20 protein-coding genes are annotated in these 23,695 nt (G+C 65.7%); 9 read left to right on the plus strand and 11 right to left on the minus strand.

Annotation, left to right across the window (positions count from 1 at the left end; all coding sequences use genetic code 11):
• Positions 1–81: 81 nt before the first annotated feature.
• Positions 82–1,785 (plus strand): ABC transporter substrate-binding protein, encoded by a 1,704-nt coding sequence (locus tag ACRVYW_RS12915; RefSeq protein WP_431805148.1) that lies wholly within the window; start codon positions 82–84, stop codon positions 1,783–1,785.
• Positions 1,786–1,831: 46 nt separating this feature from the next.
• Here ACRVYW_RS12915 and ACRVYW_RS12920 read toward each other — a convergent pair whose 3' ends face one another.
• On the minus strand, positions 1,832–2,332 hold the full coding sequence (locus ACRVYW_RS12920) for a hypothetical protein (protein ID WP_431805149.1): 501 nt from the start codon (positions 2,330–2,332) through the stop codon (positions 1,832–1,834).
• Between the two features lie 319 nt (positions 2,333–2,651).
• Here ACRVYW_RS12920 and ACRVYW_RS12925 point away from each other — a divergent pair, with 319 nt between their 5' ends.
• Positions 2,652–3,290, plus strand: coding sequence for a TMEM175 family protein (locus ACRVYW_RS12925; RefSeq protein WP_431805150.1), 639 nt, complete (start codon positions 2,652–2,654; stop codon positions 3,288–3,290).
• 48 nt (positions 3,291–3,338) lie between these two features.
• On the opposite strand, the gene ACRVYW_RS12930 is transcribed toward ACRVYW_RS12925, so the two are convergent.
• Together ACRVYW_RS12930 and ACRVYW_RS12935 are read right to left on the minus strand one after the other, a co-directional pair.
• Entirely contained in the window at positions 3,339–4,439 is a 1,101-nt protein-coding gene (locus ACRVYW_RS12930) for a hypothetical protein (protein WP_431805151.1), read from the minus strand.
• 2 nt (positions 4,440–4,441) lie between these two features.
• Positions 4,442–5,587 carry a hypothetical protein gene (locus ACRVYW_RS12935; protein ID WP_431805152.1) on the minus strand — a complete coding sequence of 382 codons (1,146 nt, stop codon included), beginning with the start codon at positions 5,585–5,587 and terminating at the stop codon, positions 4,442–4,444.
• A gap of 194 nt (positions 5,588–5,781) precedes the next feature.
• On the opposite strand from ACRVYW_RS12935, the gene rpsF reads away from it, so the two are divergent.
• From rpsF to rplI, 4 genes are all read left to right on the plus strand, one after another.
• Complete coding sequence (rpsF, locus tag ACRVYW_RS12940; RefSeq protein ID WP_431805181.1) at positions 5,782–6,120, plus strand: 30S ribosomal protein S6; 339 nt, start codon at positions 5,782–5,784, stop codon at positions 6,118–6,120.
• A gap of 6 nt (positions 6,121–6,126) precedes the next feature.
• A complete protein-coding gene (locus tag ACRVYW_RS12945) occupies positions 6,127–6,639 on the plus strand; it encodes a single-stranded DNA-binding protein (protein WP_431805153.1) in 513 nt (170 codons plus the stop codon).
• 77 nt (positions 6,640–6,716) lie between these two features.
• Complete coding sequence (gene rpsR / locus ACRVYW_RS12950) at positions 6,717–6,971, plus strand: 30S ribosomal protein S18 (protein WP_005054609.1); 255 nt, start codon at positions 6,717–6,719, stop codon at positions 6,969–6,971.
• 12 nt (positions 6,972–6,983) lie between these two features.
• On the plus strand, positions 6,984–7,436 hold the full coding sequence (gene rplI, locus ACRVYW_RS12955; RefSeq protein WP_431805154.1) for a 50S ribosomal protein L9: 453 nt from the start codon (positions 6,984–6,986) through the stop codon (positions 7,434–7,436).
• Positions 7,437–7,482: 46 nt separating this feature from the next.
• On the opposite strand, the gene ACRVYW_RS12960 is transcribed toward rplI, so the two are convergent.
• Entirely contained in the window at positions 7,483–8,139 is a 657-nt protein-coding gene (locus ACRVYW_RS12960; RefSeq protein WP_431805155.1) for a TetR/AcrR family transcriptional regulator, read from the minus strand.
• 69 nt (positions 8,140–8,208) lie between these two features.
• Here ACRVYW_RS12960 and ACRVYW_RS12965 point away from each other — a divergent pair, with 69 nt between their 5' ends.
• The 3 genes from ACRVYW_RS12965 (at position 8,209) to dnaB (ending at position 12,060) form a co-directional block, all read left to right on the plus strand.
• Positions 8,209–9,519, plus strand: a complete 1,311-nt coding sequence (locus tag ACRVYW_RS12965; RefSeq protein WP_431805156.1) for a glycosyltransferase — start codon at positions 8,209–8,211, stop codon at positions 9,517–9,519.
• Between the two features lie 86 nt (positions 9,520–9,605).
• On the plus strand, positions 9,606–10,319 hold the full coding sequence (locus tag ACRVYW_RS12970; protein WP_431805157.1) for a YczE/YyaS/YitT family protein: 714 nt from the start codon (positions 9,606–9,608) through the stop codon (positions 10,317–10,319).
• A 361-nt stretch (positions 10,320–10,680) separates the two neighbouring features.
• On the plus strand, positions 10,681–12,060 hold the full coding sequence (gene dnaB / locus ACRVYW_RS12975; RefSeq protein WP_431805158.1) for a replicative DNA helicase: 1,380 nt from the start codon (positions 10,681–10,683) through the stop codon (positions 12,058–12,060).
• A 107-nt stretch (positions 12,061–12,167) separates the two neighbouring features.
• Here dnaB and ACRVYW_RS12980 read toward each other — a convergent pair whose 3' ends face one another.
• From ACRVYW_RS12980 to ACRVYW_RS13010, 7 genes are all read right to left on the minus strand, one after another.
• A complete protein-coding gene (locus ACRVYW_RS12980) occupies positions 12,168–15,476 on the minus strand; it encodes a DEAD/DEAH box helicase (protein WP_431805159.1) in 3,309 nt (1,102 codons plus the stop codon).
• 1 nt (position 15,477) lies between these two features.
• On the minus strand, positions 15,478–18,393 hold the full coding sequence (locus tag ACRVYW_RS12985) for a DUF1156 domain-containing protein (RefSeq protein ID WP_431805160.1): 2,916 nt from the start codon (positions 18,391–18,393) through the stop codon (positions 15,478–15,480).
• A gap of 9 nt (positions 18,394–18,402) precedes the next feature.
• On the minus strand, positions 18,403–18,873 hold the full coding sequence (locus ACRVYW_RS12990; protein ID WP_431805161.1) for a DUF7680 family protein: 471 nt from the start codon (positions 18,871–18,873) through the stop codon (positions 18,403–18,405).
• Entirely contained in the window at positions 18,870–22,148 is a 3,279-nt protein-coding gene (locus ACRVYW_RS12995; RefSeq protein ID WP_431805162.1) for an ATP-binding protein, read from the minus strand. Before ACRVYW_RS12995 ends, ACRVYW_RS12990 begins: the two co-directional genes overlap by 4 nt.
• Positions 22,145–22,360 carry a helix-turn-helix domain-containing protein gene (locus ACRVYW_RS13000; RefSeq protein ID WP_431805163.1) on the minus strand — a complete coding sequence of 72 codons (216 nt, stop codon included), beginning with the start codon at positions 22,358–22,360 and terminating at the stop codon, positions 22,145–22,147. The genes ACRVYW_RS12995 and ACRVYW_RS13000 overlap by 4 nt, the downstream gene beginning before the upstream one ends.
• A gap of 74 nt (positions 22,361–22,434) precedes the next feature.
• A complete protein-coding gene (locus ACRVYW_RS13005) occupies positions 22,435–23,196 on the minus strand; it encodes a hypothetical protein (protein ID WP_431805164.1) in 762 nt (253 codons plus the stop codon).
• Between the two features lie 61 nt (positions 23,197–23,257).
• Positions 23,258–23,668, minus strand: coding sequence for a hypothetical protein (locus tag ACRVYW_RS13010; protein WP_431805165.1), 411 nt, complete (start codon positions 23,666–23,668; stop codon positions 23,258–23,260).
• Positions 23,669–23,695 lie beyond the last annotated feature (27 nt).

The raw sequence follows: 23,695 nt of genomic DNA on the forward strand, positions 1-23,695 counted from the left end.
CGCCGATCGGCATCGACGACGGTCACGGGATGTAGGGGGCCGGCGGAGGGTGACGGGCGCAAGAAGGGGACAATGGTCCCCATGGCCTCCGCACGCACGACTCGTCGACGCCCCGCCCGCCCCGGCGACGTCGTCGGGAAGGTCGCCGCCGGCGCCATCGGCGCCCTGCTGCTCACGGCGTGCAGCCCGAGCGGGATGACGGTGCGCCCGAACCCTGAGACCTCGGGTACCCCGGCACTCGTCGTCGGCACGACGGAGCGCATCGGCTCCCTCGACCCCGCCGGCCCGACAGACCCGGCGTCCGCACTCGTCCAGGCGCAAGTGCTGCCGACCCTGCTGCGGCAGTCGGATGCCGGGGGCGACGCCATCCCCGACCTGGCAGAGACCGCGGAGTTCACCGCTCCCGACGAGTACACCGTGACCTTGCCCGGCGGGCTTCATTGGGCGAACGGACACGAGCTCACGAGCTCGGACGTCGCGTTCTCGATCGACCGCCTCCGCGAGATCGACGACCCGAACGGCGCGGCGGCGCTGCTGGAGCGCGTCACAGACGTCGACACCCCGAACGCGCAGACGATCGTCTTCACACTCGTCGACGACGATGACGAGTCCTTCCCGCTCGCCCTGACAGGCGCCGCCGGGACCGTGGTGGACGAAGAGGTCTTCGCTCCCGACGCGCTCACCCCTGACCGGGACATCGTCGACGCCGACGCGTTCGGGGGCGCCTACCGCATCACCTCGTGGGATTCGGAAGGCCTCGTCGAGTTCACGCCGTACATCGACGGGGCGCGCACGCAGCGCGACGACGGCGACGATGAGGAGGGGCAGGACGGGGAGGACCAGGAAGATCAGGACGAGCAGGAGGAGGATGCCTCGCCGCGCGGCGTCGTCATCCTCACGCGGTTCGACACGTCGGAGAATCTGGCGCTCGCCCTGCGGCAGGGCGACGTCGACGTCGCCTTCCGCGGGTTGTCGCCGGCCGACCTCGCGGCCGCGCGCGGCGGCGCGTCGCAGAGCGTGATCGAGGGACCCGTGCGCGATGTGCACGCGCTCGCGTTAGGCGGCGACGGTCCGCCGCCCGCGGTTCGCGAGGCCATCGCGCTGCTCGTCGACCGCGACGAGCTCGCCCGGGCCGGCTACTCGGGCCTCGATGCGCCGCTGTTCGCCTTCCTCCCCGACGAGGTCGAGGGATCGCTCGACCTGTTCCGCACGGGCGACGTCGACGGCGCGGGGGGCCCGGATGCCGCGCAGGCGCGCGAGGCGCTCGACGCCGCCGGCATCCCCCTGCCCGTCGATCTCGAGATCACCGTCGACGCGGCGTATGCCGGCGACCCGATCCGCGATGTGCTCCGGGTGCTCGAGGCGCAACTCGAACGCGACGGGCTCTTCGCCGTGGAGCTGACGGAGCCGGCACCCGCGACGCCCTCTCCCACGCCCACGATCACGGCAACCCCCACGGCCACGCCGAATCCCACCCGGACCGCGAGCCCGACGCCCGCCGAACGGTCCGCGCCTCCCGTGTTCGCACGGAGCGTGGTCCCCGACTCGGCCGATCCGCTCGCGACGCTGCTGCCGTTTCTGCGGCTCGATGACCGCGCCCCGACGCAGCAGGGCGATCTCGATCTGGGCGCTCTGCAGCGCCGGCTCGCCGCCGATGCGGTTGCGATCCCGCTTCTGCAGGGCGCGCAGACGGCGGTGGTGCGGGACGGCGTCACCGGCGTCACCCTCGACGGATCCGCACGCCTGCGGTTCGAGCAGATCCGGTTCGCGGCGAACGGCGGGTAATGCTCGCCGCCCAGCGGTCGGGCTCGGCGCAGGCGACGGGTCCTGCTCAGAACAGCGTGGCGCTCAGATACAACACGCCGTAGAGGCCCGCGACGATGACAACGGCGGCGAGCGAGACGGTGCGCACGAAGCGGAGGCGTAAGCGCCGGCCCGGAAGCTCGACCGCTCGCGGGGGCGGCGTGATCGTCGCCGGGTCGATCGGTGCGGGCGTCGCGATGCCGTCGGAGGCGGCACGTGTATCGCGCCAGCGTTCCCACTGTGCCAGCTTGACGTCGAGGGTGGCGGTCACCGAGAACAGCCACTCCCACGTCTCCGGATCGAGCGTCGACAACGGTCGCCGGGAATAGAGGAAGAGCCAGTCGTCGACGATCTCGATGTCGAAGGCGGCGGCGCGGTCGATGAATCGCGTCATGATGTCGGGCGTGAACAGGTAGAGGGCGTCGCGCTCGTAACCACGTGGGCAGTAGAGCGTGAAGAAGCGGTCGAAATCGCCTTCGAGCCGGAGGCGCTGCCGGCGGTCGATGCGCGTGGGCAGGTTCGAGCGCAACAGGGAGTCGTTGCCTCGGGAGACAGCGCGATCGCGAGGATCGACACCGTCGGACCGCCGATGAGGAGGCTGAGGATGATCGAGGTCACGACGGCGCCGCGGAGCGATTGTGCCCGGTAACGGGGCCACCGCCCTTCACGTCGCAGGCGTTTCGCGTACGCGCGCGCCAGGTCGGCGTCGTAAGGCTCGGTCAGGGCGGACGTGTCCAGCGCGGTCGATTCCGAGATCCTCACGCGACCATTCTGGGTGAACGGAGCCGGGCGCAGCACGGGGATGCGCGACGCACCGGGAAGAGTGCCCGCGGCGCTACGATCGCGGCATGGTCGAGAAGGCGACGTCCCGCCGGGGAGACGAGGCACTGAGCCCGGAACGGACTGCGGCGTTCATCGACGCGGCCGTCGCCATCGCGATGACGCTGCTCGTCCTGCCGCTGATGGAGAGCGTCACCGATCATGCCGACATCGATGAGCACACGGCCGCGGCGTGGTTCGGAGACCACCAGCAGCAACTGATCAGCTTCGTCATCAGTTTTGTGATGATCCTGATGTTCTGGATGATCCATCACCGGTTGTTCCGGCGCGTCACTGCGGTGCCGTCGGGACTCATGTGGCTCGTCGGCGCGTGGCTGCTGACGATCGTCTGGCTGCCGGTCGCGACCGCGATGTCGGGCGCATTCCCCGCAGACGACGCGCTCACGCGAGCGGTCTACATCGGCAGCCTCCTGCTGGTGAGCGTCGCATCGTTCGTCATCCGCCTCTATCTGCGGGCGCACCCCGAGATCGACGGGCGCGCCGAGGCGAACGCGCGTGACGGGCTCGCGCTCGATTCGTCGCTCATCCTCCTGTTCGGCATCGCGCTCGTCGTGTCGGTGCTCGTGCCGCAGATCGGCTATTGGTCGCTGCTCATCATGTTCTTGAGTGGCGTGACCCAGCGGCTTCTGCGCCGGCTCTGGCGCTGACCCGGCATCCGAACTGCTGAGCGAACCGTCGCGGGCGCGAGGCTCCGTTCACGACGGGAAGAACATCGCGCGCAGGCCCAGCACCGCAGCGATCCCCAGGGAGATGAGGACGACGACCGTCGGCCACGGAAGCGTGCGCCGCAGTCGCCGGCCGGGGGGTGCGACGCCGATCGGGAGCGGTTCGAGGGGTGAACGGCGGTCGGCGGAGTCCTCGAGGCGCTCATCGCGCCAGCGTTCCCACTGGTCGATCTTCTCGGTCAGCGCCTCGATGACCGAAAGGATCCACCGCCACCGCTCCGGATCGGTCGTCGAGAGGTCGCTCGTGCTGTAGAGGAACACCCAGTCATCGACCAGCTCGATATCGAGGCTTGCGGCGTTGTCGATCACGCGCGCCATGATGTCGGGGGTGAAGAGATAAAGTGCGTCGCGTTCGTAGCCGACCGGGCACGACAGCGAGAAGTGGCGGTCGAAGTCGCCCTCGAGGCTCAGGGTCTGCGCACCGGCGAAGGCGATCGGTGTGGACGCGCGGGCGAGGCTTCCGTTCTTCCGCGCGTCGAGCACGATGTGCGGCAGCTCGTTGCGCACACGGAACGCCGCGTACCCCCACCGGGCGACAACGTCGACACGACCGCTTTCGATGCGGTAGCGGAGGGACCCGACCTCGACATGACGCGGGCGATCGTACGAGACGACGTCGAGGCATTCGCTCTCGGCGGTGATCTGGAAGAGCATCCCGGGGTAGCGCGGAAAGCGGCGGAGCGCCGTGTAATTCAGTCCGTTCGCCTGCGCGAACCGGCTCAGTCGCAGACGTCGTGCGGCGCTTCCTGGGCGGGCGGCGCGCAGAAGGCGCGCGGCGACGAAGGATGCCCCCACGCACATCCCCGCGGAGAACAGTGCGAAGACCGCCGGCCCGAGTTGCGGGGGTGGGGCCGCAGGCGACAGGTACGAGAACCACACCAGAGCACCCGCGAACACACCGCTGCCGACCGCTGTCGCGATCATCAGCGCGACCTGCCACGGCGAGAACCATCGCGCGGGCAGCTCGCGCGCCGCGGCGAGCCGGTCGGTGAATCCCCGCACGTCGTAGCGATCCAGCGGCTCCGTGAGCGCCCGCGTGTCGAGCGTCTCGGGGGAAGGTGCCCGGCGCATGGTCAGGGCGACCCGAACATGTCGACGGCCTGCGCGTAGATCCACACTCCGAAGAACAGGACCGCGAGCAGCAATCCGATCCACGAGAACCGGCGCCTGAGGCGGCGTCCCTGCGGCGCGACCCCGGGCGGCGGGGACAGGAGCGGAACGGGTGCGGCGGCGGTGGCCGAGGCATCCGTCACGGGCACGGCTGCCGGCGGGGCCGCGAGCCGGTCGTCGCGCCAGCGCTCCCACTGCGCGAACTTGTCACTGAGCGCCCCGACGACCGAGAAGAGCCACGCCCACCGGGCCGAGTCGAGCGTCGAGACGAGCGAGCGCGTGTAGAGGAACATCCAGTCGTCGACGATCTCGACGTCGAGGACGGCGGCCTGGTCGATGAAGCGCGCCATGATGTCGGGCGTGAAGAGATAGAGGGCGTCGCGCTCGTAGCCGGCGGGGCAGTACAGCGTGAAGTGTTGGTCGAAGTCGCCCTCGAGTCCGAGGCGCTGCGACGTGGCGAAGGATGCCGGAAGGTTCGATCCGAACAGGCCGTTGTTCGATCGGGCGTCGAGCACGATGTGCGGCAGCGGTGTCGAGAGCCGGACGGCGACGTACCCCCAGTGGTGCGTCGACTCGTTCTTGCCCGACCCGGTCTTGTAACGGAAGTTCCCGAACTCGGCGAACCGCGGGTGTGTGCCGCGCACGGCGTCGGTGGCGGCGCGGGTGTGCCCGAGCGAGAAGATCATGCCGGGCAGCGGCGGGTCGTCGATCTCGGCGTACCAGGTCATGCCGTTCGCCTGCGCGAACCGGTCGAGCCGGTAGGCGCGGATCCCGCTCGACCCGATCCGCCCGGTCGCGAACGCCCAGATGAGCGCGGCGACGACGCCCGCGACGACGAGGAGCACGAGCGTTCCCCCGACCGCCGCCGCGCTTCCCACACCCGAAAGGAGGAGCCCCACGACGATCTGGGTGAAGGTCGTCCCGAAAACGAAGAGGAAGAACACGCCGACCACGATCGCCACCACGATCCTGCCGACCGGCAGCGGCGGCATCCGACCGGCTGCGCGCAGCGCCCGCACGTAGGCGCGGACCGTGGCACGGTCGACCGGCTCGACGAGCGGGCGAGCGTCGAAGAAGGCCTGGGGCGCGGATGCCTCGGGAGCGCTCATGCGCCTCACGCTACCGGGCCGTCCGGGCGCATTCGGCGGAGAGCGCGCGCGTCCGCTAGACTGTTGTGGTTGTCTGCCCGCGCTCCGCCGCGGACACGACACGTGCATCAACCCTCCTGATGCCGGGAAATGCCCGGCATCCGTTCTAGTCCGAAGGAGGTGGGTTAGTGACGCACTCACACCAGTACGAGCTCATGGTCATCCTCGACCCCGAGATCGACGAGCGTCAGGTCGCCCCCAAGCTCGACGGGTTCCTCAAGGTGATCACCGGTGACGGTGGCACGATCGAGAACGTCGACGTCTGGGGCAAGCGCCGCCTGGCATACGAGATCCAGAAGAAGAACGAGGGCATCTACGCCGTCGTCAACTTCACCGCCACGAGCGAGACCACGCAGGAGCTCGACCGTCAGCTGAAGCTGAACGAGCAGATCATGCGTACCAAGGTCCTGCGCGCCGAGGAGGCGATCGCCCAGGTCGCCGCCGAGAAGGAGCGCGCCGAGGCCAAGGCCGCCCGCAAGGCAGCGAAGGCGTAACGGACGATGGCCGGCGAGACCGTCATCACCGTCGTGGGCAACCTCACGGCAGACCCCGAGCTGCGTTACACGCAGAACGGCCTGCCCGTCGCGAACTTCACGATCGCGTCGACGCCCCGCACGTTCGACCGTCAGGCGAACGAGTGGAAGGACGGCGAAGCGCTGTTCCTCCGCGCGTCGGTCTGGCGTGACTTCGCCGAGCACGTCGCCGGTTCGCTGACGAAGGGTGCCCGCGTCATCGCGACCGGTCGCCTGAAGCAGCGTTCGTACCAGGACCGCGACGGCAACAACCGCACCGCGATCGAGCTGGAGGTCGACGAGATCGGCCCCTCGCTGCGGTACGCGACCGCGCAGGTGACCCGCGCCGCCTCTTCGGGCGGCGGCGGTGGCGGCAACTACGGGGGCGGCCAGCAGTCGCGCCCGCAGGTGCAGCAGGAGGAGCCGTGGGCGACTCCCGGCTCCGCCGCACCGGATGCCTGGTCGGCTCCCGGCTCCTACGGCGACGACACGCCGTTCTGATTCACACTCTCTCCCGGTCGTTGAGCGAGCGCCGCAGGCGCGAGTCGAAACGTCGGAACAACTCGTAAGGAATACCAATGGCTGGAAAGGCTACCGGCGATCGCCGCAAGCCGCGGAAGGGCGCGAAGAACGCCGCCCCCGCGAAGGCGATCCGCGTCGGCGTCATCGACTACAAGGATGTCGCCACTCTTCGCAAGTTCATCTCGGAGCGCGGCAAGATCCGCGCCCGTCGTATCACCGGTGTCTCGGTGCAGGAGCAGCGTCTGATCGCCAAGGCGATCAAGAACGCGCGCGAGATGGCGCTCCTGCCTTACGCCGGCGCTGGCCGCTAAGGAGCACCCATCATGGCAAAGCTGATTCTCACGAACGAGGTTGCCGGGCTCGGAAGCGCCGGCGACGTCATCGAGGTCAAGAACGGGTACGCCCGCAACTACCTCATCCCGCAGGGCTTCGCCGTGGCCTGGAGCCGCGGTGGCGAGAAGCAGGTGGCGTCGATCCGCGCCGCCCGTGACGCCCGTGCGATCCACGACCACGAAGAGGCCGTGGCCCTCAAGGACTCCCTCGAGGCCAACAAGGTCAAGCTGTCGGTCAAGGCCGGCAAGGAAGGCCGCCTCTTCGGCGCCGTCAAGACCGCCGATGTCGCCGACGCCGTCAAGGCTGCAGGCCTCGGTGACCTCGACAAGCGCAAGATCCACATCACCGCGCCGATCAAGGCCGTGGGCGAGCACGAGGCGACCGTTCGCCTCCGTGACGACCTCACCGCCGTGATCACCCTGCAGGTGGTCGCCGCGAAGTAATCCTTCGCTGCTGAGCGGATGCCGTGACACCTCCCCGACGGGAGGGTCACGGCATCCGTCGTTCGCGGGGGTCGACTCCAGCGACCCGTTCGACGGAGGCCTGGAGCCACGTCGTGTACTGGTCCCGCGACCAGCCCGACCCTTCGACGAGCTGCTGGTATCCCTCGGGCGAGAGCAGGAAGGACAGTTCGGCAGCGGTGCGCGTGCGATCGTCGAACCGTGCGCCCCGGTCGGCGAGCTCGTCGACGAGGCGCAGGTAGTCGGCGCGGCGATGGGTGAGGATCGCCTCGAGGGCGTCGGCGACCTGCGGGTCCGACATCGCGGCGCCCAGGAGAACCGTCCATAGCGCGTGGCCGCGGGCGTTCGCGTCGGCGATGACGCCGAGGACCGCGGGGAGGAAGTCGTCGCCCTCGCCGACGCGGAGGTCGCTGGCAACAGGGGCGTCAGCGAGGCTCTGCTGTCCCTCCGCGCCGGCGAAGAGCATCTCGAACGCGGCGATGAGAAGCTCGGCCTTTCCGGCTGCAGCCTTGACCGTCTCCGCCGAGACACCCGCTTCCCGTGCGATCGCGGTCATGGTCGTGGCCTGATAGCCGTGCCGGGAGAACAGCTCTCCTGCCGCTCGGATGACACGGGCGCGCGTCTCCTGCGCTTGGCGCTCGCGCAGCGCGGAGCGGTACGCACGTGGGACAGGCTCGGAATCCACTATTGACTACCTTTCCAGGGTGGTGAATACTCTGACGGGTAATCCGAATCTATCTCAAAGGACCCGCTCATGTCGACGCTGCTCGTCTGCTGCACCCCGGCCCACGGTCACGTGCTTCCGCTTCTCACCATCGCGCGACACCTGCGCGCACAGGGACATCGCGTGCTCTTTCTCACGAGCGAGCGGTACGCGGCGCGCGTGCGAGACGCGGGTGTCGAGTTCGTGCCTCTCCCGTCCGCCGCCGACGTCGATCTCGACGACGCCGGATCGTTTCCGGGGCGTGCCGGTCTGACCGGCACCGCTGCGCTCCGCTTCGACATGCTCAACCTGTTCCTGCGTCCGGGCGCCGCCCAGTTCGACGCGGTGCGCGAGATCCTCGTCACCGAACCGATCGATGCCGTCCTGGCTGAGCCGCTCTTCGTCGGCGCCGTGCTTCTCACGGAGCTGCCTCGCGCCCAACGTCCGCCGGTGATCGCGCTCGGCATCTTCCCGCTGGGCGTCCACAGTCGGGACACGGCGCCGTTCGGACTGGGCATCCCGCCCCTGCGCGGAGCGATCGGACGACTGCGCAACGCCGCGCTCACGGCGATCTCGACGCGTGTCGTGTTCGCGCCGGTGAGTGCGGAAGCGAACCGAATCTCCGTCGACCGGGTGGGACACCCGCTCAGCCGGTTCTTCCTCGACTGGCACTCGGGGGCGGATGCCGTGGTGCAGTTCACCGTGCCGGAGTTCGAGTATCCCCGCACCGACCTGCCGGCGAGTGTGCGCTTCGTCGGACCGTTGCCGACGACGCCCACGAACTCGGAGGTTCCCGCCTGGTGGGAGGACCTCTCGAGCGGGCGCCCGGTGGTGCATGTGACGCAAGGGACCGTCGCCAACACCGACCTCGATCTGCTGATCGGACCGACGATCGAGGCGCTGGCGGACAGCGACGCGCTGGTCGTCGTGAGCACGGGCGGGCGCCCTCTGGATGCGCTGGGTGGCCCACTTCCGGAGAACGTCCGTATCGCGAGCTACCTCTCGTACGACCGCCTTCTTCCCCTTGTCGATGTGGTCGTCACGAACGGTGGGTACGGCGGGGTGCAGCAGGCGCTGGCGCACGGCATCCCGCTCGTCGTGGCCGGGCAGACCGAGGACAAGGTGGAGGTGACGGCGCGGGTCGGCTGGTCGGGTGCGGGCATCAACCTGCGCACACAGAGCCCGACGCCCGCCGCGGTGCGCCGCGCGGTGAGGAAGGTGCGCGAAGAGCCCGGCTACGCCGCTCGGGCGGGGGAACTCGCCGCGGCGTTCGCGGGGGCCTCCGCGCTCGAGGGACTTGATGCCGTCCTCACCGAGCTCGCCGACGTGCCGATATCGCCGTCGTCTCCGTCGCGGGCCTGAGCGCCGCCGCGCGGCCCTCGCGCCCGAGGCATCCGCTCCGCCATACTGTCCCTCATCCGACGAAGATGGGCCGAGGTGGAGGGCGCGTGGCCGAGAACGGAACGACGCCGGGCAAGTTCGTCGCACGGCTGATCTGGGTCGTCATCGGGGTGCTCGTCATCGGGCTCGGGCGCGGTCTGCTGAAGGCGATCAACGTCGGCGTCGACCCCTACACCGCGGCCAACATCGGCATCAGCAACCTGATCGGCTGGGACCTCGGCAGCTACCAGCTGCTGAGCAACATCGTCCTGTTCATCCCGATGCTCATCTGGGGGCGCAAGTACATCGGCATCGGCAGCATCGTCAACATGGTGTTCGCGGGGTATGCGATCCAGTTCTTCGCCGGCATCCTGACCCCGCTCGTGCCGGACGACCCGAAGCCGGTCGTCACGATGGTGCTGTTCGTCGTCGGCATCCTGGTGTTCGCGTTGGGAGCCTCGCTGTATTTAACGGCCGCGCTCGGCACGTCGCCGTACGACGCGCTCGCACCGATGATCGTCGACCACACGGGCGCGAAGTACCGTGTGGTGCGCACGGTGCAGGATGTCTTCTTCCTGCTTCTCGCCGTCGTCTTCCAGGGCGCGATCGGCGTCGGGACGATCGTGACGGCGTTCTTCACGGGGCCGCTCATCGAGTTCTTCACGCAGAAGGTGTCGACGCCGCTCATGGCGTCGGTTCTGCCGCCCGCGACGGTCGACGAGCCCGTCTCGACCGCGGGCCCCGTGGAGGAGACCGAGGGCGGGAAGGCCGCCTCGGCCTGAGCGAGATCAGGCGTCACAGGGTATTGACAAAACCCCGGATCGTCCGACGGCTCTGCGCGGAGTTGTCCCCACCTTGGTGGGGATCGTCGAACCTTCAACCCGCACTTCAACCACATTGCCCATCCACAGGGTGTGGAACAGGAAATACCTGGTCAAGCCGAAATAGAAATGTGATGTGTGGGCGAATCCCGGGCGTTTTCCACACCTGTTGTCCACATGACGTGCGGCGTTTCGCGCACATTCTCCACACAGTTATCCACAGGGCGGTTTGCGGGTGTCGGAACCCCTCCCTAACGTTGCGGGAGGTTCCTCGACGGAGCCATGGGTGGAGCCGGGGAGCGGCTCGAAGAGGAGGCGCTGCATGTCGATCGCGGACATCCCGGAAGAGCGCCTCGGGGGGCCGCGAGACCGCAGCAACGACCGCACGCCGCCGCACGATCTGCTCGCTGAGCAGTCGACGCTCGGTGGCATGCTGCTGTCGGCGGATGCCGTGGCCGACGTCGTCGAGTCGCTGCGCGGCACCGATTTCTACGTGCCCAAGCACGAGCTCATCTTCGAGGCGATCCTCACCCTGTACTCCCACGGCGAGCCGACGGATGTCATCACCGTCACCGACGAGCTGATCAAGACCGGCGACCTGCAGCGCGCGGGGGGCGCGGATTATCTGCACTCGCTGACGTCGATCGTGCCCACGGCGGCGAACTCGTCGTACTACGCGTCGATCGTGCGCGAGCGGGCGCTGCTGCGTCGCCTCGTCGAGGCCGGAACGCGCATCGTGCAGATGGGCTACAACGGTCAGGGCGAGGCGCTTGACCTCGTGAACAACGCGCAGGCCGAGATCTACTCGGTGACGGGCGCGGAGCAGGCCGAGGACTACGTGCCGCTTCAGGTCGCGGTGGATGCCGCGATGGAGGAGATCGACGCAGCGCGCGGGCGCGACGGGCAGATGACCGGTATCCCCACCGGCTTCGCGGGGCTCGACCAGCTGACGAACGGCCTGCACCCGGGCCAGATGATCGTCGTGGCGGCGCGGCCTGCCATGGGCAAATCGACGCTGGCTCTGGATTTCGCGCGCGCTGCGGCGATCAAGGCGAACCGGCCTACCGTGTTCTTCTCCCTCGAAATGGGCAAGAGCGAGATCGCGATGCGTCTCATGAGCGCTGAAGGCGCCGTGCCGCTGCAGTCGATGCGCAAGGGCACGCTCGACAACCGCGATTGGACGACGATCGCGTCCACGCGCGGACGCATCAACGACGCGCCGCTCTACATCGACGATTCGCCGAACATGACGCTCGTCGAGATCCGCGCGAAGTGCCGCAAGCTCAAGCAGCGCGTGGGGCTCGAGATGGTTGTGATCGACTACCTGCAGCTCATGACGAGCGGCAAGCGGGTCGAGAGCCGTCAGCAGGAGGTGTCGGAGTTCTCGCGTGCGCTGAAGCTGCTCGCGAAGGAGCTGCAGGTTCCGGTGATCGCGCTGTCGCAGCTGAACCGTGGACCCGAGCAGCGTGCCGACAAGAAGCCCGCGATCAGCGACCTGCGCGAGTCGGGCTCGATCGAGCAGGATGCCGACATGGTGATCCTCCTGCACCGCGAGGCCGCCTACGAGAAGGACAGCCCTCGCGCCGGCGAGGCCGACCTGATCGTCGCGAAGCACCGCAACGGTCCGACCGACACGGTGACGGTCGCGTTCCAGGGTCACTTCTCGAGGTTCACGGACATGGCTCCGGGGGACTTCGGGTAGTTGTTGTAGGTTTTTTTTGAAGTTGTCCATTTCGCAGATGAAATGTCCACGGTGTGTCCATCTGGACATTTCGGGCTTCGAAGTGCTGCGCGCCCACCGTCTACGAGTCAGCTGTGGTCGGCCATTGCTGGTAGCAGCGCCGCGAGTTCTGGTGTCCCATACGTAAGGAAGACCAGGTCGGCGTCGTCGCTCTCATCCCAGGTAGCACGATCGAATGTCACCGGCAGCGGGGCGAGCGGCGACGGCTCGAAGTACTCCTCGATGTCGTGCACTCCATCGTCTCTCAGGAAGGACAGAGCTGAGAGCGCTTCCGCCGGAGGCTTGAGCCAATACACGCGAGGACGGGAAGGGTCGGGCTCGAAAGCGTCGCTGGTAAGGCCGTTCACCGTGAGCACACGTTCCAAGTCTCGCAGAGAAGTGCCGCCCTCCAGCGTTGGCGGCTGCTTGATCCGACCGCCATCGCCGGCTTCGCCCATGTCGTCGTTGCCGACAGGCTCATTCTTGATGTCCTCGACCTGCTGTCGAATCTGTCCGACTTCGGAGTCGATCTCGGTGGCCGTCGCGTGGCCAGTCAACGCCAAACGCTCGATGGCCTTCTCAATATTGGCGAGCACTGGGGCTGCGTCGCCCACGATATCGGTGAAGTCACCGTAGTCCTCGGCGATGCCCTTGTAGACCTGCTCCTCGACGGTGTCAGCGTAGAAGTAGTTGCTGATGCGAATGTCCTTGTATGACGCACCGATGCGGTCGACGCGCCCGATTCGCTGCTCGACGCGCATGAGGTTCCAGGGCATGTCGTAGTTGATAAGTCGCCCGGACGTTTGCAGGTTCAGACCTTCACTCATGGAGTCTGTGCCGATGAGGACCTCAAGCTCGCCACTGCGGAACCTGGTCTTGATCTCCGACTTCGTAACCTCGTTCCAACTCCCAGACTCGACGTTGTAGACCTCACCACCCCGGCCCGAGTAGCAGCCAAGTCGGCGGTACCCCGCCGTGAGCAGGCGCTCGCGGACGTAGTCCATCGTGTCGGCGTACTGCGTGAAGACAACCACCGACGAGTACGTGTTCAGTGCCTCGGTCACGTCGGCAACGAGTTTGCTGGCCTTGCTGTCTTCGCCGGTGATGCTGTCCAGGTCTTGGAGGAATGACTTGAGTTCGGCGATCTCATCGCGGAGTCGATCGGCCCTCGTATCGAACGCCTCCGGCTCGAACAGCGAGCCTTCGACATCTACGTTGTCGTCGTCGGTGAGCAGCTCAGCGAGGTTCTTGCCGTCCTCCAGCACACTCAGCCTACGGCGAAGAGACCGTTTGATCGCTTCGAACGAAGATGTCAGTCGGCGGCGATAGACAGTCATGATGAACCCGAGTGCCTGATTGCCCGCCTCGGCCATGTACGCGTTGTAGTGGCGACGGATGTACTCCTCGATCCGCTCGTACAGGCGTCGCTCGTTCGGTTGCAGGGGGATGAACTCGTCTTTGACGTGGCGATACGGGATCACCACGTCGTCAGGGATGATCCCCGCTGCCTGGTACTCGCGCATGGTCTTTCGAGTGTTACGGAAGACGCGATCCCGCATCGGAGTGTGGCGACGGAGCCACTTGTCCATCCACTCGGACGTCTCGTTCGGAAACTTGGCCTTCAGGTCTGCGCTCGGCGGGTTCCCCGCTAGAGCTGTGACCACGTACGCGCCCGTCCAGCCGAGTGCGTCGTCGATCTCCCGTTCGAGGTCAGCGTCCCGCTCGGCCTGTGGGTCGGCGAAGTAGTCCTCCAGCATCGCGCACAACAGGTCCCAGTGCCGGTGCATCGGGTCGATTGCGAGCAGCTTGAAGTACCGAATGAAGTCCTCGGCGCTGACGCCCCACCGACCCTTGAGCCCGAGCAGGGAGATCAAGTCCCAGGCTTCATGAGGGTTCATCTGCATCGGTGTTGCCGTGGCGAGGTACAGCGCCCGCCACATCTCCTTGTCGCGCATCTCTTGAAGTAGCGCCAACAATGAGTTCGGAGTGTCGGTCGGCTTGGAGCCGCGTCGCCGGGCGTGATGAGCCTCGTCAACCAGGACAACGTCCCACGGGCCGGCGTCGAGTATCTGCCGCCGGCGGTCGCGACGGCGAGCAAGGTGCGACGAAGCGAGCACGATGGGGAACGCGGACCACGGATTCGCGTTCGGATCGACGGGGATTGGTTCATCGTGACGATCTACGAAAGCACCCTTGTCGAAGCGGGCAACATCGAGGTTCATCTTCTCGTGGAGTTCCTCTTGCCACTGCTTCATCACGGAGGCGGGGACGAGCAGCAGTGCCTTCTTCGCCCGGCCTGATGTGAAGAGTTCGCGGAGGACCATGCCCGCTTCCACGGTCTTGCCGAGCCCAACCTCGTCGGCGAGCAGGTAGCCGCGCGGGTAGGTGCTCACGACACGGCTGATGAGCTCGGCTTGGTGCGGAAGGGGCTGCGCCCATGCTGATCCGACGCCCGTCCAGGGCGATTCACGCGGCGCGTCACGCAATGCGACGAGCTCGTCCCACGCTGCCTCGACATCGAACTCCTCGGTGTCGTCTTCCGACGAGGTCGGCGCCTCCACAGGCTGCAAGACAACGCCGGGTGGTAGTGGCGGGGTCTCGGGTGCGTGCTCGATGAGGTGCATCCGCACTGCCGACGGCAGGTCTATGACTGCCCATCCTGCATCAGCGTTGTCGGTCCAGTGCTTCTCGAAGTCGAGCACCTTGTGGACACCCACGTAGTCCCAGATCGGTACATTCCAGGATGGGTAGGCGTCGAACGTCTCATGGTTCCTCGCCCAAGCTGTCACTGATGAGTTGTTCGATCCGTTGAATGCGACTCGGTTCCCGTACCGATCCGCGAAGATGCCGTACTTGGTGTGGAAGTAGCGTCCCGACTGTAGATGCGTCAGTAACTCACCGTCTTCTCCCCTTGGGACACCGACACGAATCTCAAGCCTGTCCGTGGCGACCATCCACGCAAGCACGCTCAGATGCTCGCTCTGCACGATCCGCGCCCCGGCAAGGTCCGGGTCGGCCAGCAGCCTCTCCGCCACTACGTCATCGAGCGGCTTGCCTTCGATAGCGGCGTCCACGTCTCGCTGCGCGAGTTGCGCACCGACGATAAGGCGCATCTTCCCGCCGTTCGCGAGGAAATGGGCGGTGCCCTGTGCCGCGTACTGAAGCTCGGACGCTGACCAGTAGCCCACGGCCCTGTCGTAGGCCACCGCCCGAGACAGCAGCGGTAGATAGAACGTCTCGAACGGGTGGTCGTCCGGCGAGTAGGTTGCTCCGAGATCAACAGCGTGGAACGAGTCGGGTGACGAGACAGGGTCGTATGGAAACAGACCGGAGATCACCGGCACTACCGATGGTGCCGGCAGTTCAGGAAGTAGTGCGTCGCTGTCGTCTGAGTCCATGTCACTCCACGTCAAACAGCGTGTTCTCGTTGGGGTCTGCCAGCGCGGCCATCTCCTCGGCCTCCGGCAACACAACATCATCGAAGTAGAGGGTGCAGAGCGTGTCGATAAGCCCAGCCTCCGGCACCACCCAAGCGCCTTTGACCTTGGTACGTGGGATCGCGTTCGCCAGACCTTGCAGGGTGGAAATGAACCCGGCGTCACTGGTGTATCCATGACGATCGAGGAACCGCTTTGCAGCCTGCTGGCCGTCTACCTCTGCAATGTAGAGGGCAGTGTCAACAGCGTCGATGACGTAATCGAACGACGACGCTTCCGGCGTAACGCCAGGGAGCCCAGAGTCCGCTTCCCGACGTAGTCGTTCTTTGGGGGTCAAGAGCTTGACCTTGCCAGATGCCTTCGAGACGATCTTCGAGCGTTCCAGTTCATCGACGTCCAACCCTCCTACTGCGAGGGCGAGTAGGCGTGCTGTGTCGAAGGGGAACTCGCGCGCACCGAACGTGTCCCACGCCAAGAGAACAAAGTCGGTGAGGCCATCCACCTTTACGGCCTGCCCGACGAGGCGGGAACGGCGAAGGTCCACGATCTCCTCGCGCGCCAGAGCCAGGGCATCTTCAGGGCGGAGCAACTGGTCCCGCCCGTCAGCGTCCGGAGTAGACGAGTAGACGGGCCAGTTCTGCGAGATCACCGACAGCGTGGGTCCATATGTGGAGAGAAGAAGGTCAACACCGTCGATGCCGTCGTGCTGGAATCGTGTCGCAGCCTCACGGGCCGCCTGGCGGATGTCGTGCTCGATGTCATCGAGGTAGACCTGGTGCTCATCGTTGCGCTTAGCACGCTTGCGACAAACCAGCATGATGGTTGACGCGGCAGAGTTCATATTCGCTTGGTGAAGCGACTGCTCGGATTCGGTGTTCACCGGCCATGATGTCTCGATTGTGAACCCTGCTTGAAGCAGACTCATGCCCAAGGTGTCCCACGCCTCGGCGCGCTTGTGCGTGAACATCACGGACAGAACCCCCGCATCTCGGAGTACTCTGTGAGCCTCCTCGAAGATGGTGGTCATTTTCGTTTCGTAGTCGAGGTCCGCCAACTCCTGGCGACGGCGACCCATCGCAGCAAAGCGCGCGGGATTGGCTACTGCTTCGTTGTCCTTATCGGTGAGGCTGTCAACAAAGAACTCTGGTAGCAGTCGGCCGAGCGTGCGCTTCTCCCACACATAGAAGTAGTCGGCGAGTTCCGCGTACATTACGTTGTCGTAGTACGGCGGATCCATGCACACATGGGTAACCGATCCGTCCTCAAGCGGGAGACTCGCGGCACTGCCCTGAGAGACCAGGACGTTCCTCGTAAAGCCATCGCCGTCGACGAGATCCGCTCCGCCGGACTCGCTTAGTAGGCGTGAGATTTCCTCGTACGCATCAACCAGCTGCTCTAGACACCAGCTGTAGAGAGCCCCAGCTGCATCGAATTCGGCGAACGTCCACTTGAAGCCAAGATTGTGTGTGTCGAACGTACTCCGCACCTTCTGTCGCGAGACATCCCAGGACGACAGGCGGGAGTTCCAGTTCAGTGCCTTCCCCTGCATCATTGCGAGTTCAACCAGCACATCACCAGCTTCATCGCCGAGGTCGGTTTGGATATCAGGGATCAGCCCTGCAAACTCCTCGGCGAATATCCCGTGAGCGAGTGCTTGGCGTGGGGCAAAGAGGTCCGTCCAACGCGTCAAGCCCATGCTGATGGGTTCTGCGGTCTTGGCTCCCTCGGGTAGTTCTTCAGTGGGAAGGATGCCGTGCGCTTCCCAGATCGGTGCCTGCTCGGCGTACGCGCGCCTCGCCGCCGCAATCGCTTCAAGATCAGCGCTTGTTGGCGAGCGGAAGCTGCGTTCGCCCGACGACGACCGTACAGCGACGGCATACAGCACCTGCGTCATGAGGCCGTCCTGCGCAGCAGCTTTCAGATACGAGCTATCAATCACGAGATTGTCGTAAGGGGACGTTGCTTTCCCGCGCGCTACCGTTCCCGCTGCGGCATCCTGCCGGTCGATGTCGCGCCCGAAGACGACTTCGAAGTGCGGCTCGCGCAGCTCCCGCCCGTCGAGCTCCAGCGTCATGGTCACGGCAGCCTCTCTGCCCGCTGCCTTCTGTAGCCACTTGTCTTTGATGAGCGGAACCAGGCGACTCGTGCGAGGACATGGCACAGCGTTGGCCCAGATGTAGGCCACGATGGTCTCACCATCGCCGCGAGGGAAGTATGCGCCCAGCCGGGCTGTCACCCGGTCGACCAGTTCCTGACCCCAGCGGCGTATGTGGGGAGTGAGCGCGCCTGCCCGACGCGCCGGAACCGCCACCCCCGCGGTGAGCACGCTCGCAGCGACACCGTTCAGGTCGTTCGCTACGGCGGGCAGGCCCATGCGCGAAGCCACCCAAGGGATTGAGCCACCTCCCGCAGTCGGATCGCAGACGACTGGCACCTCTCCCCAAGTGTGAGTGAGGACGTCGTGCAGCAGTCGGAGCTCAGTGCTCGAAGGGGAGTTCTTGAACGCTGGCTTATAGCCGTATCCGTTCCCTTTCAGTCGCACGCCGGCGGCGTTCGCTGCGTCGAGGGCGCGGCGTGCCCGCACTGGGTCGCCCCAGATGCCGACCAAACGTAGGAGCCACTGACGGTAGGAGACTTCGTTCTGCAGCTCTGGTGCCGTCGGGAACGCACTTCGGAGTTCGTCCGACCAGGAGGGAAGAAGTCCTGCCAGCACTACGGCGGACGAGGCGACAAGTGGTCGCCTGGCCCACCACACGTGGAGGGTCTTCAGCTTCGGGAATTGTCCCGGGATCGGCGCGGCCTCCCGCCGCGACTCGATTCCGAGTTCTGCGACGGGTAGCCAGTCCTCGATGAGGACCCGTGGTCTTGAAGTGGTCACGTCGTGTCCTTAGTCGGCGAGGAGGGTTCGGAGTGCCTTGCGGGCGCGGTTGCCATCGAGTCCCATGCACTTCGAGTACCAGTAGTAGGTCTCCTCGACGCTCATGGCATTGATTCCGGCGACGAGCGCCCGAACTCGCTCATGCTTGGCAATGGGTTGTGTCGCGAGCAGGATCAGCGCAAGGCGGACTCCCTCGGCTTCGCCTAGGCGAATGGGCGCTTTACGTTTGAAAGCCAGCACGCTCGGCTGGTGGCCTGCTTTGCGAACCGCGACGAACAGCGCATCGACCACACGGCCTGCCTGAACGGGCGTCGCGATGCTTACGGGAGTGGTCATTGCGCCGCCGTTCTCCCCGAATGTCTCCTCAAGGGTCACACCAAACGTCTCGCCTCGACCCGGCGTTACGACGAGTCGGAACCCTCGGACCCCTTCCACGAGCGCGAGATGGGATGCGGCGCGGAACCGCTTGACGGCACTCACTTGGTCACCTCGGCCGTCATGGTGGTGCTCTTCATGCCGAGGTTCTTGACGACCGTGTGAATCTGGCCGAACTGAGCATCGGTGATGTCCAGAGCGGGGGCGAAACGGAAGACGAGGGTGACCTCGCCCGCGACCTTGTTCGCGCCGGCGATGGCCTTCTTCACATGGTTGTACGCGGACTGGAAGTCTTGACGGTCGGCGGTGGCCTGGAACTGGACTCCGCCAGTGACTCCCTTGAACTCGGCGCGGATCATCGCACGAACGGTGATGTTCTGCTTCTGCAACATGCCAAGCGATGCGACCGCGAGGTCGATGTCGCTGGTGCCGGATGCTTCGTCGGCGGTCACCTTCAACGTCATCGTGCTCACGGTCGGCACCGTAAAGTCCGAAATCTGATCGAGAAGGCTCTGCATTGCAGCGCCGCCCGGGCCAGCTGCGTTGAAGGTCTTCGAGTTCGGGGTGCGGGTCGGTACCTCGATCTCCTGCGCATCGGCTGCTTCCCGGCTGAGGATTCGTAGGCCGTCGAGACCCTTGTCCTTGATCGCGGATGGCGACAGCGCCCGGATGCCCGGTGCGGGCTCTGCATCGAGGACGACGAACCACTTGTAGTCGCTGGCTTGCACCGCAGTGGCGAGCAGCTCTAGGACGTCCGTCTTGGTGGGCTCACCGCCGCACTGGGCTTCGAGGCGGGAGCGTATCTCGGCCCCGGTGAGGTCATCGTTCGTGATGACAGCACGCAAGTCGGTCTGGGTCGGCTTGCGAACGAGCAGGCCTCGTGACTGTGCTTCGGAAGCGGTCATCACCTCGGCGTCAGGCTTCATCTCGGGTGAGAAGCCGGCCATCGTGCTCGCCGTGAAGGTCTTGCCCGTGCCCGCGTCGTAGTAGACCCAGTTCTCGTTCTTGACGCCGTTGACGATCGCTTCGCGAATCAGGTTTGGGTTGCGGACGATCTGGATCGTGTGGTCTGTCCAGAAGTAGTCGGCGATTGAGCGCGTTGTGGCCGAGCTCGCGGCGTGCCACGTCTTCGACCGGAGGTATGAGGCGGTGAAGGGGCTGCTACGAATCTTGTCTTCATCTTCAAGCAGGCTCAACACTGCTGAGGTCGCGTTCTTCGTATCGCCTTGCGCCTGTGCTGGGAGCTCGCGGTGGCGGAGATAGCCGGTGGCTTTATCGCCGGAGGGAAAGTAGATGTGTTTGTAGCAGCGGGTCACCGCGATACGGGCGTTGAGAGTGGCTTCCTTGTTGAAGACCTCCACCTTCTTGCGCACTTCGTCGCTGAACTGTGCGAGACGGGCGGCGTCGCTGGCGAGGTTGCTGGATGCGATCAATGCTCGTGCTCGGTCTTTCAGCACTTCGACTTGCTCTTCATCGGGGACCGCGAACACCACGGCATTGCGGTAGGTCCGCGGGCTACCAACGGAGCCGACCTTATCCAGCATCTCGACGACTGCAGCAGGTGGCTGCTCTGCGCTCTTCTGCGTGACGGCCACGACGTTGTAGTCAAGCACGACCACTCGCAGCCCGGCTTCGTCGTGAACCTCGGCAGGACCCGACGGGAAGTGCACGGCCTTGGCGCCACCATCGTTGGCGAACGCATTGCGGATGAGTGTGTCTACCATCGCAGCAACTGCGGTATTGGCGACGTTGCGCTTCTCGGTCTCGATGATGGCGTTGACGTTCGGTTCGATGTTGAAGCGCCAGCGCCCACCGTCGAACGACAGATGCCAGAAGACCTTCTCGGACTCCGTGAGTGCCTTCTCGAAGATGGCGGTGTCCTCGCCCGGGCGGAGCGTGCCGACTATCCAGTCGTTGCGGCCGGCTCCTGCGGTCGCCACCATTTCAAGCGAATGTGTGAACACGGTGCGGGCGACGCGAGTGGTGTAGGCGGGTTTGCCAGGGAAGACATCGGCGTCCACTGCTGCGGCGTGCGACTGCTTGCCCGCGAAGTCTCCCTCGGCCACGGACGCGTACTCGGCCCGCCCGAGACCATCGGTGAGGTGATTCAGCACCGGATTGTTGTCGTAGTCGATGTCACCAACGTTGATGATCGCCGTGTCATCGTTCGTCGCGTAGATGTTCGCCACAACCTCGGCCAGCAACTTCAAAGCGCCGCGTGCTCGCTGGAACTGTGTGATGTTGCCGAGGCGCTTGTCGAGGACGCGGACGAGCTCGGGGTGGAATGGGTACGTCTTGGTGACCAGCTCGCCGTATGTCGCAGGGTGTTCGGCGCCCCCTGCCAACTGCTCGGTCTTGCCGAGTGTCTCGTACAGGTCTCGGTAGGCGCCGCCAGCAGCGGTCGCAGCATCCTGATCGACTGAGGCAAAGATGCGCTTCTTGAGGATTTCGCCGATCTCGTTGTCGTCGGCAGGGCGGATCACCGCGGATGGTTGCACGGCGCGGGTCAGTACGTCGCCGGTCTCTTCAGCTGCTTTGACGGAGGCCGCGTTCGCTGCATCGGCCCGTTCCTTCTCATCGCCAGTGAGGTCGCTGATCTCGGTGGTCTCTGCGCCGAAGGCGTTGGTGGTTGCAGCCAAGGTGATGATGACTGAGACCCGATTGGTCGGGTCAGACGCGACCTCGAACAGGTTCCCCAGGAACACCGGGATCGCGCGGGCCATACGACGCACGTCCTCGCTGCCCGAGGAGGACACCGCTCGCAGGTACTTGGCGATCTCGTCCACGATGACGATCGTTGGCTTGCCGCCGAAGGCCGCCTTGATGGTGCCTGTTCCCGGCGCCGTGCGCTCAGCGTCATTGGCAGCCATCACCGAGAAGGCGTCGTCACCGATCTGTGCCGCCATCTCGCCCCACAGCGTGTAGGTGCGGTGACCATCGGTGTCGACGCCGGCGGTGGGGTCGAGAGCATCGCCGACGAGCGCGGCAACTTGAACAGCCCCGTCCGGAAGCAGGCTCGGGTCGATGAACTCTGCGATGTTGGCGGGTCGCGCCCCGCCAGCTAGGTGGTAAACCGCGGTGAGCCCGTGGGTCTTGCCGCCACCAAAGGAGGTGGTGGGCCGCAAGACGCCGTTCTCTCCCGCCACGCCTTTCGCCCCAGCAACACGGCCGAAGGCCTTGGTGAGAAGGGTCTTCAGCCCGGAGGTCGGGTAGGTCTGAGCGAAGAATGCCTCGGCGTCGCCGTACACCGGGTAGTGCTCGGCGTCACGTACAACCTTGTCGAGCTGTGCCGCGAAGTGGTTGTCGGCGAGACCGCCCTGAAGTACGTCGTCTCGCGGCACGCAAGCGGTGCGCAGTGGGACCAGATTCTGGTTACTCATGCGTCTTCCTTCCCGGACCCGGATTCAGCAACTTCCCGAGTCGCAGCGCCGCCGCCCCGGACCCAGGCATCGACCTCGCTTGCTTGAAACTTCCACAGGCGTCCGACCTTGTGCGCCGGCATCCCCTTCTCGGAGATGCACGCGTAGATCGTGTCTTTCGTCACGCCCAAGTGCTCGGCAATGTCGTCGGCAGAGAGCCACGGCTCGGACATTCACGCCCCCATGCGGATTGAGCCGGATGTATCCGGGTATGGCCGATCCTATCTGCCCCTTTCGCGCCGACGTGCTAACCAGGCCAGGCGACGTACTCGACCGTCTGCCCATGGTCATGCGCCATCGAAACGAAGGCGCTCGGATTCGTCGTGCGGACTGTGATCGGGTCGTCGGGTGCGTGGTGCGGAAAGAGCTGCCCCAGTCCCAGTCGGACGTCGAGGATTCCGATCGCGCCAGGAGTGGGGTTGTTGCCGACAAAGATCAGCCATGCCGACCCACCGAGGACGAACCCGCGATCTGGAATGAATCGGAAGCCGCGGTCGGTCGTGCCCACGCGGAGAGTGATCCCGCCAACGGTCGAGACGAGCCCGAACGAGGTCAACGCCTGCATCGCCGTCATCACGCGGAAGGGGACGTCATTGGCGGCCGAGGTGTTCACCCACTCGTTTGTGAAGCGCTTGCTGAACTCCTTGTACGCTTCGGGTTCACCGTCCCACGCCATCTGGTGCGCGGTGCGGTCGTACGCCGCGCCGCTTCGAACCTCCCACAGACGGGCAGGACCGAGAGCAGCAACGACGAAGCCCGCGACCGTATCGTCCTTCAGTTGTTCCAGGACGACGTCAACTGGCTCATCACGTAGGGCGATGACATCTCGAAGCCGGCCATGTGGGTCGCACCCCGTCACACCTACGGCGAGGTCCGAGCGCAGGATGGCGAGCTTTGCAAGGCTGGAGTCCTGCGGGGGCCGACGTACGCCGTCGTCCCAGGTGACGAGTGTGTCGGCGGCCATGGTGATTCGGCTCTCGTCGTGGATTGCGGCGACAACCAGCGTCATGGTCGTCATGGTAGCCCCGGGCAATGACTCGTCCGGATCGAGGTGGGTTTGGGTACCCGCGCTATTCACGATCGCGAGATCCGTGGGCGTCGGCGTCCATACCGAAGGCACGCAGCAACGTACGTTCGAGGTCACTCATCGGCTCCGACGTCACTCCGGTGATCTCTGCACGCAGCTGGCCGAGCGCAGCGTCGATCGCAGGCCGGTTCTCATCGCGCCAGGCGCGGACGCCGGGGTCGCGGAGGAGGCCAGATTCGGCGCTTCCCTCGTGTTCGAGGAGTAGCTCCGCGTCGATCACCGACGCCATCACACGGGCATCGACTTCGGCGGATGATCGCAGGATCGACAGGTGGGTGACGGCGTGCGACCCGGACATCTCGATGCGAAATCGCTGGATGTCGCCGAACTCGGTTTCCTCTGTTCCGGCATGGGTGACGACGACAGAGCGGTCACCGATGACGATCTTTCGCACGCGCCCTCCTTCATCCGAAATGAGCCG

Source organism: Microbacterium sp. bgisy203 (genome assembly GCF_965345155.1).
Lineage (GTDB): Bacteria > Actinomycetota > Actinomycetes > Actinomycetales > Microbacteriaceae > Microbacterium.

What these genes read in the sequence shown, in the direction of transcription:
- ACRVYW_RS12915 (WP_431805148.1), top strand. Translation starts at nt 82, where the DNA reads ATGGCCTCCGCACGCACGACTCGTCGACGCCCCGCCCGCCCCGGCGAC.
- ACRVYW_RS12925 (WP_431805150.1), top strand. Translation starts at nt 2,652, where the DNA reads ATGGTCGAGAAGGCGACGTCCCGCCGGGGAGACGAGGCACTGAGCCCG.
- ACRVYW_RS12930 (WP_431805151.1), bottom strand. Translation starts at nt 4,439, where the DNA reads ATGCGCCGGGCACCTTCCCCCGAGACGCTCGACACGCGGGCGCTCACG.
- ACRVYW_RS12935 (WP_431805152.1), bottom strand. Translation starts at nt 5,587, where the DNA reads ATGAGCGCTCCCGAGGCATCCGCGCCCCAGGCCTTCTTCGACGCTCGC.
- rpsF (WP_431805181.1), top strand. Translation starts at nt 5,782, where the DNA reads ATGGTCATCCTCGACCCCGAGATCGACGAGCGTCAGGTCGCCCCCAAG.
- ACRVYW_RS12945 (WP_431805153.1), top strand. Translation starts at nt 6,127, where the DNA reads ATGGCCGGCGAGACCGTCATCACCGTCGTGGGCAACCTCACGGCAGAC.
- rpsR (WP_005054609.1), top strand. Translation starts at nt 6,717, where the DNA reads ATGGCTGGAAAGGCTACCGGCGATCGCCGCAAGCCGCGGAAGGGCGCG.
- rplI (WP_431805154.1), top strand. Translation starts at nt 6,984, where the DNA reads ATGGCAAAGCTGATTCTCACGAACGAGGTTGCCGGGCTCGGAAGCGCC.
- ACRVYW_RS12965 (WP_431805156.1), top strand. Translation starts at nt 8,209, where the DNA reads ATGTCGACGCTGCTCGTCTGCTGCACCCCGGCCCACGGTCACGTGCTT.
- dnaB (WP_431805158.1), top strand. Translation starts at nt 10,681, where the DNA reads ATGTCGATCGCGGACATCCCGGAAGAGCGCCTCGGGGGGCCGCGAGAC.
- ACRVYW_RS12980 (WP_431805159.1), bottom strand. Translation starts at nt 15,476, where the DNA reads ATGGACTCAGACGACAGCGACGCACTACTTCCTGAACTGCCGGCACCA.
- ACRVYW_RS12995 (WP_431805162.1), bottom strand. Translation starts at nt 22,148, where the DNA reads ATGAGTAACCAGAATCTGGTCCCACTGCGCACCGCTTGCGTGCCGCGA.
- ACRVYW_RS13000 (WP_431805163.1), bottom strand. Translation starts at nt 22,360, where the DNA reads ATGTCCGAGCCGTGGCTCTCTGCCGACGACATTGCCGAGCACTTGGGC.
- ACRVYW_RS13005 (WP_431805164.1), bottom strand. Translation starts at nt 23,196, where the DNA reads ATGACGCTGGTTGTCGCCGCAATCCACGACGAGAGCCGAATCACCATG.